General features: G+C 37.2%; 6 protein-coding genes and 1 tRNA gene. 3 read left to right on the top strand and 4 right to left on the bottom strand.

Annotated elements, in window-relative coordinates; translation table 11 throughout:
• Window positions 1–89: 89 nt before the first annotated feature.
• From rpsT to proS, 3 genes are all read right to left on the bottom strand, one after another.
• Window positions 90–344 carry a 30S ribosomal protein S20 gene (rpsT, locus tag ES674_RS06705; RefSeq protein ID WP_148403179.1) on the bottom strand — a complete coding sequence of 85 codons (255 nt, stop codon included), beginning with the start codon at window positions 342–344 and terminating at the stop codon, window positions 90–92.
• A gap of 25 nt (window positions 345–369) precedes the next feature.
• Window positions 370–441, bottom strand: a tRNA-Glu gene (locus tag ES674_RS06700).
• 157 nt (window positions 442–598) lie between these two features.
• Window positions 599–2,077, bottom strand: coding sequence for a proline--tRNA ligase (proS, locus tag ES674_RS06695; protein WP_148403178.1), 1,479 nt, complete (start codon window positions 2,075–2,077; stop codon window positions 599–601).
• A gap of 99 nt (window positions 2,078–2,176) precedes the next feature.
• On the opposite strand from proS, the gene ES674_RS06690 reads away from it, so the two are divergent.
• The 3 genes from ES674_RS06690 (at window position 2,177) to ES674_RS06680 (ending at window position 4,797) form a co-directional block, all read left to right on the top strand.
• Window positions 2,177–2,764: a hypothetical protein gene (locus ES674_RS06690; protein ID WP_148403177.1), complete on the top strand. Its 588-nt coding sequence runs from the start codon at window positions 2,177–2,179 to the stop codon at window positions 2,762–2,764.
• A 212-nt stretch (window positions 2,765–2,976) separates the two neighbouring features.
• Window positions 2,977–3,243, top strand: coding sequence for a hypothetical protein (locus ES674_RS06685; RefSeq protein ID WP_148403176.1), 267 nt, complete (start codon window positions 2,977–2,979; stop codon window positions 3,241–3,243).
• A gap of 30 nt (window positions 3,244–3,273) precedes the next feature.
• Entirely contained in the window at window positions 3,274–4,797 is a 1,524-nt protein-coding gene (locus ES674_RS06680) for an OmpP1/FadL family transporter (protein WP_148403175.1), read from the top strand.
• A 569-nt stretch (window positions 4,798–5,366) separates the two neighbouring features.
• Here ES674_RS06680 and ES674_RS06675 read toward each other — a convergent pair.
• Complete coding sequence (locus ES674_RS06675) at window positions 5,367–12,425, bottom strand: T9SS type B sorting domain-containing protein (RefSeq protein WP_148403174.1); 7,059 nt, start codon at window positions 12,423–12,425, stop codon at window positions 5,367–5,369.
• Between the last annotated feature and the right edge of the window lie 13 nt (window positions 12,426–12,438).

Raw genomic sequence — 12,438 nt, 5'->3', positions numbered from 1 at the left:
AACTGGATTTAAACTTTCTTAATTTGAAGGTAAAGCACAAAAAAAAGCCTCTCATAAAGAGAAGCTTTTATATTATGAACTTTTCTTAATTAGGCTAGTGCAGCAATATGCTTCGCTAAACCAGACTTTAAGTTGGATGCTTTATTAGCGTGAATAATATTCTTCTTCGCTAATTTATCGATCATAGCAGTAACATCAACAAACAATACTTCTGCTTGTTTCTTATCAGCCGTGTCACGCAATTTTTTAATTGCATTACGGGTTGTCTTATGCTTATACTTATTTGTTAAACGTTTAGATTCGTTACTTCTAATTCTTTTTAACGCTGACTTGTGATTTGCCATTTGTTTCTTTTCTTATTAAAAATTGTAGCCCGTAGGGGAGTCGAACCCCTCTTACCAGGATGAAAACCTGGCGTCCTAGCCGATAGACGAACGGGCCATTTTGTTTTTCAGTTGGCAAATATAAAACATTATATTTAAACTTGCAAACCTTTTGTTTTTCAAAATAACTTACAATGTTCCCATTGCGGATGCAAAAATACAACTATTTTTAAATGTTGCAACAACTATTTGAAGTTTTTTAAAAAAACTTTCAATTAGTAGGCTTTTGCAAAAAGCACACGACGTTTAGAAGGCTTTCCAGTGTACACACAATCACCGCTTTGCGTGTCGTTATCCATAGGAATACATCTAATTGTAGCTTTGGTTAATTCTTTAATTTTTGCTTCGGTTTCTGCTGTTCCATCCCAATGTGCTGAAATAAACCCACCTTTTTCTTCTAAAACAGTTTTAAAAGATTCAAAATCGTTCACTTCCGTCATATGTGAATCTCTATAATCAAGCGCTTTTGTATATAAAGCGGTTTGAATTTCTGTCATTAAGCTTTCTACACGAGCCGTTAAGTTATCTATAGAAATCACTTCCTTTGTCATAGTGTCGCGTCTAGCAAGCTCTACAGTTCCATTTTCAAGATCTTTAGGACCAATAGCCATTCGCAAAGGCACACCTTGTAATTCGTGTTGTGCAAATTTAGCACCTGGTCTAAAGGTGGTTCTATCATCAAACTTCACTGTAATGCCTTTAGAGCGTAATTCACCCACTATTACATTAACAAGCGTTGTAATCTCTTCTAACTGCTCATCATTTTTATAAATAGGAACAATAACAACTTGGTTCGGTGCTAAATTTGGTGGCAATACTAAACCATGATCATCACTATGTGTCATAATTAATGCACCCATTAAACGCGTAGAAACACCCCATGAAGTTGCCCATACATATTCTTGGGTACCTTCTTGGGTAGCAAATTTCACATCAAAAGCTTTGGAGAAATTCTGACCTAAAAAGTGTGATGTTCCTGCTTGCAATGCTTTTCCGTCTTGCATTAAGGCTTCAATACAATACGTTTCTACTGCACCTGCAAAACGTTCGGTATCGGTTTTTACGCCTTTAATAACGGGAATAGCCATGAAATTTTCAACAAAAGTAGCATACACATTATTCATTAATTCTGCTTCTTTGATCGCTTCCGCTTTAGTAGCGTGCGCGGTATGACCTTCTTGCCATAAAAATTCGGCAGTTCTTAAAAATAAACGTGTCCGCATTTCCCAACGCACCACATTGGCCCATTGGTTAACCAAAATTGGTAAATCTCTATAAGATTGTATCCATCCTTTATAGGTACTCCATATAATAGCCTCACTAGTTGGTCTTACAATGAGCTCCTCCTCTAGTTTGGCGTCTGGATCAACACGCAATTTCCCTGGTCTATCTGGATCGTTTTGCAACCTGTAATGTGTAACAATGGCACATTCTTTCGCAAATCCTTCGGCATTTTTTTCTTCAGCTTCGAATAAACTTTTAGGAATAAATAGAGGAAAATAAGCATTTTGATGCCCGGTTTCTTTGAACATACGATCCAACTCCGCTTGGATTTTCTCCCAAATAGCGTAGCCATATGGCTTGATTACCATGCAACCCCTTACTGCTGAATTCTCGGCAAGGTCCGCCTTGACAACCAATTCATTATACCATTTGGAGTAATCTTCGTCTCTAGTTGTAAGTTTTTTGCTCATATACAGGATTTTGGCACAAATATTGCGTCTATGTTAAATATAGAAATAGTTTCGCAAAACTAACTATTTTTGTTATGTTCAACAATAAAATTAAGAGATATGTCCTATAAAAACTACTTTACAGAAAAAATGCCCACTATAGCAATTATTAGCAGCTTGCTTTTAATGACAGCTTGTGGTACTTACCAACAAGTAGGTACTGATAATGATGGAATTTACAGTTCCACTACACCTTCAGTTGAACAAGAAACGTATGCAGAGGTTAATAATACGGGCAGTAATTATTATGAAAATTACTTTAAGGAGAAATCATCTGAATTGGAATTATATGCTGAAGATGAAGTTTTCACGGATGTTGATGATTATGAAGGGGATTATGTAGAAAACGATTCGGTACAAGTTCAACGCGAATCTTACGCTGGATGGGGGCAAGAAAATTCCAACGTTACTATAAATGTTTACGGAAATTCTGGTTTTTATAATGCCTACTACTCACCTTTCTACTATGGTTATGCTAATTTTTATTACGGCTATTACCGAGATATAATTATGGTTACTACTCCCCTTATTATGGATACGGTTACGGTTACGGATATGGCGGTTACTACCCACCTTATTATGGCGGTGGTTATTACCCACCTTATTATGGCGGTTACTACGGTGGATCTTACTATAGAAACAATGTAGCTTATGTAAATGGTAGACGTGGCTCTTATGCTAATTCATCTGGACGATATGCGTCTTCTAGATATTATGACACGGATAAAATTTACACAAATAACACGAGACGTAATGCGACAGATAATAATACAGTAACAAGACGTAGTAGAACAAAATCAGCATATCCTTCAACAGGAACACGTTCAGAAAACGACGTTCGTACACGTACGAATTCAGATGTGAATACACCAGGTGTAAGAACTAATACGAATAGTACACCACGAGTCAGAACGAATACAAATAACACACCGCGTGTGCGAACTAATAATGTTCCTGCACGTACAAATACAACACCTACTGCTCCACCAAGGAGTAATAATACGAATGTAACGCCAAGAAGGAACTCAACTCCGAGTCCTAATATGAGTGGTTCTAGTGGCGGTAGTAGAAGTTCTTCGGGTAGCACGAGAGGAAGTTCTGGAGGTAGACGTGGAGGCGGAAACTAACAGATAATAAGAAAAAGAAAAAAACGTATTATGAAAAAAGTAATTTTACTGTCAGTAGCCATACTGACTATGTCTCAAATTTATGCGCAAGACATAACAGATGCCTTACGCTACTCACAAGATAACATTCAAGGAACTGCTAGGTTTAGAGCTTTAAGCGGTGCCTTTGGAGCTTTAGGAGGCGATATGAGCGCTGTAGGTATTAACCCTGCAGGATCGGCTGTATTTAACGCTGGACATATCTCCATGTCTTTGTCTAATAATTATACCAAGAACAAAACGGGCTATTATGATGGCTTTTCGGAAACAACAGGGTCTAGTTTCGATTTAAATCAAACAGGTGCCGCTTTTGTTTTTTACAATACGAATCCTAATTCAGCTTGGAAAAAATTCACCATTGGAGCCGCTTATGATAAAATTAGCAATTATGATGATAACTGGTTTGCTTATGGAACCAATCCAAATCGATCTATTGGATCCTATTTCACCAGTTTTGCCAACGGTTTAAGATTAGATGAAATTTCAGGTTTACCTGGCGAATCTTACTCCCAGGCATACAGCGAAATTGGCGGGATTTATGGTTATGCAAACCAACAAGCCTTTTTAGGGTATGAGTCTTATATATTGCAACCATTGACTAATGATGATGCTAACACGGCTTATTCTTCTAATATTGCACCAGGCAATTATTACCAAGAATATAGCTACGCATCTAGAGGTTATAATGGGAAATTCACATTTAACGTGGGAACGCAATTAGGTGAAAAACTATATTTCGGTATTAACTTAAATTCTCATTTTGTGAATTATGAGCGTTCCACCTTTTTAAATGAAAACAATAGTAATACGGGCTCCGTAGTAAGTAAAGTTCGTTTTGAAAATAATTTATTTACAACCGGTTCTGGTTTTTCATTCCAATTAGGAACTATTTATAAAGTAACCGAAAGTTTACGTGCTGGTTTAAGTTATAACTCGCCAACATGGTTTACAATTAATGAAGAATCATCTCAATCTATTTCAACATTAAGAGATGATAGTGGTGTAAATGTGTCGCAAGTAGTTAATCCATACATTACTAATATTTACCCAAGTTACCGCTTACAAAGCCCAGGTAAATTTACAGGGAGTTTAGCTTATGTTTTTGGTACTTATGGTTTAATAAGTTTTGATTATTCTTTAAAAGATTATGGAAATACGCAATTTAAACCAACATCTGATGGTTATTTTAATGCTGAAAATAACAGAATGAGTAATTTATTAACGAGCGCTTCTACCTACAAGATTGGTGGAGAAGTTAAATTTAATAATTTAAGTGTTCGAGGTGGATACCGATTTGAAGAAAGTCCTTATAAAAACGCTTCTGTTGTTGGAGATATTAATGGTTACTCTGTTGGTTTAGGTTATAATTTTGGAAGCTCTACTAAATTGGACTTAACCTATGATCAAGCGCAACAAAATAACGAAACACAATTGTATAACGTAGGTTTAGTTGATCGTGCTAACATTGATAGTCGTAACTCTAACATAACGCTTACTTTGAGTTTTAATCTATAAAGTTACTATATACTGCTTTCTTTAGTAGAAATAAATATAGAAACCCTGAAACAAATTTGTTTTGGGGTTTTTTGTTTTGTGAAAGGTTCCATCATTGAGACTTCTCTACAGTTGAGCATACTAAATATTTCAGCAGCGTTTCAGACTACTCCTTTTTTCATGTGCGCTTGTATAATGCCCGTTTTAAAATATCTTATTAGAAAACTTCATATACTAAAACCAATCTCAATGCGTAGTGTATTTATGTTTGAGAAAATATTAGTGTTCCCATACACTATCCATACACTATCCATACATCGTCTATACACCATCCATACACCATCAATGAATTACACATAATTGTCCTTAATTCGAAGAGCATTAAGCATTACAATAAACAGGTATCTATTCAGTCTTTCATTGTATCCTACTACTTTAAACCTACTTATTCAGCTCAATTCCCTATTCCTTTTCAAGCGGAGTTTATGTTTTGTTTACATTGCAAATCAAATGGAGCAAGCAAAAAAAAAGACCAAACAATTATATTTCTATAAAAGTTTAGTCTTTTCAATGGTTGATTGGTTAATCTGTTATCGTTTCAAAGTGAAATGCGCTTTAAATTGCTTCATTCCTTCATCTGGTAATTCCTTATAATCTATAGTAAACCAGTAATCACTGGATGGTAAATCGTAGCCATTAAGCGTTCCATCCCATCCTGGTCCATTAGGATTTAGTTGTTTTAGTAATTTTCCATATCTATCGAAAATTAATATTTTAACATTCGCTAATGCTGGACTATTGGTTATTTGCCATGTGTCATTATCACCATCGTTATTAGGTGTAAAGAATAATGGGTAGTCTAACACCAACACCGAAGTAACGGCTTCACCACAACCATTAATGTCACGTGCTCTAATAACATGGCTGCCAATAGAAACGTTTGAAAAGGTATAGGTATTTGTACTTGGTGTATTGCTTAACCATGGACCATTATCAATACTGAACTCGAATTGAGCTGAACCTGTTCCTGTTGCAGTAGCTGCAATTTCGTGATTATTAGCAAATGCAAATGTTGTAACCTCAGCAACCAAACTTGGTGGTGAACTTAAAATAACTTCTGTTGTCAACATACTTGGACACAGATTCGTATTATCTGTAACCAATATAGTATAAGTTCCTGCGGCAGTTGCCTCATAACTAGAATCCGTTCCAATAATAACTGTTGGATCCGCAGCTTCAGTCCATTCAAAAGTAAATAAACTAGCATCTAATTCTGTATCTAAAATAGGCGCTCCTACAACTTCCGTTCCGTTGGTGTCCACACATAAGGTGTAAGAATCTTCCAAGGTAAAAGCTGGAATAGAATCTACTGTTAAGGTCATAGTTGTAATATCAAAACAAATATCATCCGCTGTTGTATCATTGTCTACACGTACATAAATAATTTGAGGATTTACCGTGTTTTCATAAGGTGCATTTGTATCAATTGCATTTTCTCTGATATCAGCATCTGCTTGATTTTCATAGTACGAAACGATAAAGTTTGCTGGATCTTGTCCATCTAAAACAGATCCATTTTGCGATACTAAATCAAATCCTACAGAATCATTAGTTGTATTACCATCAAACTCCATATTATCATCACATAAAGAAAATTCTAATGGCATATTATCTGGGTTTGCTACGGCAGCTTCTTGCACTATAATAAAGAAACTCGTTGTTGCAATATCACAATTAGTAGTTGTATTTCTAATATTTACAAATATCTCTTGCGGATTAACCGTGTTTGTAAATCCTGTTGGATTAACAATCCCTCCTGCTCCCAATTCCGCTGCAGCTAATGTTGTATAATAGGTAACATTAAAGTCCACATTGTTTTGGTCACCTAAAATTTGGGCTTCTCTATCTTTTAAGTTAAAAGTATAAAAGGTATCAAACGGATCATCACAGGCAATAATATCATCAACGGATGCTGGTGCATCTGGCAATGGATTTACAATAATATCAAAAGTTACAACTGTAGCACAACCGGTTCCTAAATCTAAAGGATCATTAGGATCACCCGTTTTCGTTACACGCACATAAATAGTTTGTGTTGGCGTAAGGTTGGTATATGTTGTAGGATTTGGAATTGGATTTGCTCCTGATTCTGCATCCGCCATATTTATATGGTAAGTTACCGACTCATTGAATTCATTCATCATGGCAGCTTCATTAGCTGTAATATCAAATTCCTCTTCTAGATCGCCAGGATTGTTATCATCACATAACTCCATATTTAGCAAGGTCGGTGTTGGTGTTGGCAAGGCATTAACTATTAAAGTTAAGGTTGTTATGGCCGTACAATTACTACCACTAGTTGTTTCTGTTACTTTTACAAATATAGTTTGTGGATTGTGAGGTAAACCGTTTACAGAAGCATTGGTATAATCCGCATAGTTTGGAATTGGCGTTCCAGCTATAACATCTGCCATGCTTTCGTAATAGTCTACATTTAAAGATGGGTCATAACCTGTTATTATATCGTCTTGTGAGATTAAATCGAAACTTGCATATCCATCATTACTGATATCATCATCACAAATTGGGAACAACCCATCACGCACAGCTATAGTTGGTGGTAAATTAACAACCAAATTAAACTGACCTGTCGTAACACAACCATTTAAACCTTGTAAACGCACATAAATAATAGTATCGGCGCTCACATAGTTGGATAATTGCGGTTCTAAAATTGGATTAACACCAGGTTCTGCTTGCGCATCTGCTAATGTTTCATGATAGGTTAAATCATAATCCGCTGGATTTTGAGTATCATAAATAGTAGCATCCATATTCGTTAAATTGAAGGACGTAATGCCATCATAATCCACATCACACTCTTCATAATCTGCGATATTTTGTGGCACAACTGGCGTTGGATCTACAATTAACGGTAATGGCAATATGGTTGGACAGTTGGCACTTGGTCCATAATCTACACGTATGTAAATAATTTGGCCCATAACGTTTGCTAAAACATTTGGCTGTGGGTTTACATCATCAATGGCATTTTGATTGGTTAAGTGAAAGGACACTTCAAAAGTAGGATCCATTGCTTCAATATCATTTCTAATATCTGTTAAGTCGAAAATACCAAATCCATTATTATCTGGATCGCAATAATGTAATGCTGTAGGCGCCGGAACTGCTGGCGCTTCTACCACGTTTAACGTTAATGATGTGGTATCAAAACATCCTGTAGTAGCATCTTCCACGCGTACAAATACCACTTCATTATTGGTACCTATATACGCATTAGCTGAAGGCGTTACTTGTGGTGTTCCAGCAATGGCTGCCGCTGCTGAATTATAATAAGTTACATTATAATTGGGATTGTTTCCTGTTATTCCAACATTTTTAATGGTTAAGTTCATTACAGTCATACCATCTGCCACATTATCGTCACACTCCACTAATGGTGCTGGTGCGAAGATTGTTGGCAATGGATTAATAGTTACAACAAAACTATTTTCAGCGGAACAATTTGGCGTTGTCCCAGTTTCAGCATACACATAAATAGTTTGAGTCGCTGTAATAGTTTCACCCGCAGTTAAAACTGTTCCAGTTCCGCCTGCTCCTGAATAGTAGGTCCCATTTGTTATTGCTGGTAAGGTGTATGTGACACATTCCGTAACATCAGCAGGATCGTCCACTAAAGGTGTGGTATTAATAGTGACTGTAAAGTCATTTTCATCAAAACAATTTGGCGTAGTTCCCGTTTCTGCAAACACATAAATAACCTGTGTCGTGGTTATACTTTCACCTGCATTTAAAACAATTCCTGTTCCTCCTGTACCTGTATAATAGGTTCCAACGTTTAAAGCTGGTAAAATATAGGAATCACAAATGGTTACATCAACAGGCGCATCGGCTATTGGTGTATCATTTATAGTTACTAAAAAGCTGTTTTCAGCTGAACAATTTGGTGTTGTAGCGGTTTCAGCGTAAACATAAATAGTTTGCGTACTTGTAATATCTTGTCCGGCCGTTAATGCTGTTCCTGTTCCATTAGCACCTGTAAAATAAGCACCATTGGTTAAGGCTGGCAGGGTATAACTATCACACATAGTTACATCTATGGGTGCATCTACTATAGGAGTTGTATTAATGGTTACATCAAACACATTTTCTATAGAACAATTTGGCGTGGTACCTGTTTCGGCATACACATAAATAGTTTGTGATGTAGTAATGATGGTACCTGCAGCTATAATACCGCCAGTTCCACCAGTTCCATTAAAGTACTGCCCACCTGTTAAGGCGGGAAGCTCATAGGAATCACAAGCAATAACATCTGCTGGAGCATCTATAACTGGCGTATTATTAATAGTAACATCAAAGCTATTTTCATCTGTACAGTTTGGCGTTGTTGCCGTTTCACCATACACATAAATAGTTTGGCTTGTTGTTACAGATTCACCCGCATTTAATAAAAAGCCTGTTCCGCCTGTACCTGTATAATAATTTCCACTTCCTAAAACTGGTAACACATACGTATCACATGCAGTAACATCTATAGGATCATCCACAATTGGTGTGGTATTAACCGTGATAGTTACCGTATTGGTTGCCGTATTATTTGGTGCTGTTAACCCACTATCCGTTAAGGTTACTTCATAGGTTGTTGTTACGGCTGGTGGTGGTGAAATAAGATATGTATCGTTAGTACCTAAAACCGTTGCATCCCCTTGAACATTCCAGCTATAGCTGTAAGTTCCTATAGCTGCTGCTGGCGTAGGCGTTGCTGATAAAGTAACGTCCAATCCGGCATCATTACAGATGGCTAGCATATCGGCATTAGCCGTTACAGAAATGGTACAAATATTAATAGTAACGTCAAAGCTGTTTTCTGTGAAGCAATTTGGAGTTGTACCCGTTTCAGCATACACATAAATTGTTTGTGAGGTTGTAATTGTATCTCCAGCATTATATGACGTTCCTGTTCCACCGGCACCTGTAAAATAGGTTCCATTAGTAAGTGCAGGTAAAACATATTCATTACAGATGGATACATCTCCTGGTGCATCAGCAGCTGGCGTATCATTAATAGTCACTACAAAACTATTTTCAGCCGAGCAATTAGGAGTTGTTGCTGTTTCTGCATATACATAAATGGTTTGTGTGGTATTTATAAAGGAGCCAGCCGTTAGTAAACCGCCAGTACCTCCTGGACCATTGTAATATTGTCCTCCTGATAATGCAGGTAATTCAAAAGTATCACAAGCGGTAACATCTGCCGGGCTATCTATAATTGGTGTATCATTGATAGTAATTAGAAAACTATTTTCATCTGAACAATTTGGCGTGGTTCCTGTTTCGCCATATACATATAAGGTTTGCGTGGTAGTAATTGACGTTCCATCCGCTACTAAAGTCCCTGTTCCACCTGGACCTGTATAATAATCACCACTTGTTAAAGTAGGCAAGGTATAGGTATCACATTCTGTAACATCTGTTGGGTTATCTACTATAGGTGTGGTATTTACAGTAACAGTAACCGTGTTTGTTACCGTATTATTTGGTGCTGTTAAGCCATCATCTGTTAAAGTGACTTCGTAAGTTGTGGTAACTGTTGGCGGTGGTGAAATAACATAAGTTGAATTAGTTTCTAAAGGTGTTGGATCACCTTGAACATTCCAGCTATAGCTATAGTTTCCAATAGGTACTGTTGGTGATGGTGTGGCCGTTAGCGTTACATCAGCCCCTGCATCACTACAAATTGTAACATTGTTTGCACTTACAGCAAGTGTACAGGCATCTATTGTTATAGTAAACATATGTTCGTCAAAACAATTTGGTGTAGTTCCTGTTTCAGCGTATACAAAAATATCTTGTGTGGTTGTTATAACATCCGTTGCATTTAAAAGAGTTCCAGTTCCGCCTGGTCCACCAGTTGCTGTATAATAATCGCCAACTGTTAAGGCTGGTAATTCATAATCATTACAAGCGGTCAAATCTGCTGGTTCATCTACAACTGGTGTTGCAAAAACACTAATGGTTGTTGCTAAAGACAAGGGCCCACCACAAACTGAATTCAAGTTGTCTGTATTTGTTATAGTTAACACTTGATCTACTGTAGCGCCCACAATTGGCGGTACATTAAAAATTCCCGTAGCATCTAAAGTAACAGTCTCCGTAGGGGCTCCGTTGATATTAAATTGGACTACATCATTTTCGCCTCCTGTTAATGTAAAAACGGCATCATCACCCTCACATATATCACCACCTGTTGTTACAGTGATAACTGGTGTTGGTGATACAACTACAGTTATTGGTTTATAAGCCACATACTCTGCTCCTGTTGTAGTATCTGTATAGGTCACTTGCGCTACATAGGTAGTTGTTTCACTTGGAGTAACCGTTAATCCTGTTGGATCTGTACTTAAAACGGTTCCATCTTCAGCTAACCATTCAAAAGTTGTTATAGTAGTTCCGCCATTCGGCAAAAACTGATAGGCTTCAGGATCAAGAAAATCAACCGTAAAAACATTATTTGCTCTGCCTGGAGGATAAGCTCCTTGCGTCATAGCCGGATTCTGGATACCTATTGAGGCTAAACTACCATTCCAAGAACATAAGCCTTTTTGAGAGATATAAGTTTCTATAATATTAGTAGACTCATAAAACACAATCATTTGATAAGTTTTTTCAGCTGTGCACTGAAAATGGGCCACATTACGAGTACTAAAAACAAAGGCTCTAAAAGGTGCTTCTCCTTTAACTTGATAATTAATATCGTAATCCACACCTTGCACCCCAGATGTCCCTGGATTCGTGTCGTGCATAGCACCAAAAATATTGGCGCCATTCCACGGTGCGGCTGTATTTGGTAAAACCGGTGGCGCTCCCTGCATATTCCATGGATGGTAAACACCTGCTTTACCTAAATTAAAACTTACCGCCCCATTAGTAGATAGCACACACTGGGTGTAAGTTTGTCCGTAAAACTTAAAATCAAAAATAAAATTCAGTACACCACTCCAGTCGTCATCTGAAGTTAAAGGAATACCAGCACTAGCCTCTGCATAAGAAAAAGGTGGGTTTGGATCAATAGGATTTACAACATAGCTATTCGTATTTCCTACTACATTGAAATCAGCAGATAAGGTTAAAGGTGGAATGGTACCCGTATTTAAATCTACACAGTACTCGTCGGTAATACATACACTTCCACCACAATTAATGCCACCCGTATCCGTTGAAACTGTAATTTCAGAAGAACCAGAACCGGAGCTTATAGTGGCTGGAAAAACGCGCACTTCTATTTGAGCCGTATCACAATTAGTAGGATTGGCATTTTCGCAAATTTGATAGGTAACATAATAAATACCTTGTGGGGTATTTGGCGCTATACTTACAAAACCTAATGGATTAAATGTAATAAAGCCATTTGGATCTGCCACTGTTTCCGTCATTGTAAACGTAAGATAGTTGGCAAAGGTAATTGCCGTTCCATTAAAGTAATCGTTTATAAAAATACGATCACCAATAGCTGGCCCACCGATTGGATTATCAGCTCGCCCAACCACCACGTCATCTATAGCAATAAGTTGTGCGTAGGTTGAAGTAATAAACAATAAACAGACTAATGTAATTATCTTTTTCATAAGAATTTAACTA

Source organism: Bizionia myxarmorum, from assembly GCF_008086205.1.
Classification (GTDB): domain Bacteria; phylum Bacteroidota; class Bacteroidia; order Flavobacteriales; family Flavobacteriaceae; genus Algorimicrobium; species Algorimicrobium myxarmorum.
This window is presented reverse-complemented; position numbering and strand designations above follow the sequence as displayed.

Bases quoted from the DNA above. Each gene is read 5' to 3' on its own strand.
- proS (WP_148403178.1), bottom strand. From the start codon at position 2,077: ATGAGCAAAAAACTTACAACTAGAGACGAAGATTACTCCAAATGGTAT.
- ES674_RS06690 (WP_148403177.1), top strand. From the start codon at position 2,177: ATGTCCTATAAAAACTACTTTACAGAAAAAATGCCCACTATAGCAATT.
- rpsT (WP_148403179.1), bottom strand. From the start codon at position 344: ATGGCAAATCACAAGTCAGCGTTAAAAAGAATTAGAAGTAACGAATCT.
- ES674_RS06680 (WP_148403175.1), top strand. From the start codon at position 3,274: ATGAAAAAAGTAATTTTACTGTCAGTAGCCATACTGACTATGTCTCAA.
- ES674_RS06675 (WP_148403174.1), bottom strand. From the start codon at position 12,425: ATGAAAAAGATAATTACATTAGTCTGTTTATTGTTTATTACTTCAACC.